Origin of the sequence: Bacillus sp. 0102A (genome assembly GCF_036765155.1) — a bacterium.
GTDB lineage: Bacteria > Bacillota > Bacilli > Bacillales > Bacillaceae > Bacillus > Bacillus subtilis_G.
On record NZ_JBAIZW010000028.1, the window covers coordinates 1 to 460 of the forward strand.

General features: G+C 38.3%; 1 protein-coding gene. It reads left to right on the plus strand.

The annotated features are described in order from the left end of the window. Window positions 1-115: 115 nt before the first annotated feature. On the plus strand, window positions 116-460 hold a 345-nt coding region (locus V6D41_RS21445; protein ID WP_442893092.1), incomplete at its 3' end, for a transposase.

A 460-nucleotide genomic window follows, 5' to 3' on the forward strand; every position in this document is an offset into this window, starting at 1 on the left:
TAAATTTAAAAACGAAGAAAAAATCAACGCGGTCTTACGCTATATAAACGGCAACGAGAGTTTGCTTAGGATCGCAAATCATATTGGAGTGCATAAAAGGGTACTCCAATATTGGGTGAGAAAATATCAATATCACGGTGAAAAAGCGTTCTTAAAGTCATATACAAATTATCCAGTCCAATATAAACTAGACGTACTTGACTATATGAATGAATATGGGACGTCTATCTTGGAAACAGCTGCGATATTTAATTTGCCTTCTGACTCAACACTTTGGAACTGGCAGCACATAATGGAAACACAGGGATCAGACGCCTTAAAACCAAAGAAAAAGGGGCGCTCGTCCATGAAAAAGAAGACAGGAAAACAAGCACCAGCTCAAGGGTCAATGGAAGAGTTACAGGCAGAAATTGAACAACTGCGCATGGAGAATGAGTATTTAAAAAAGTTGAATGCCTTA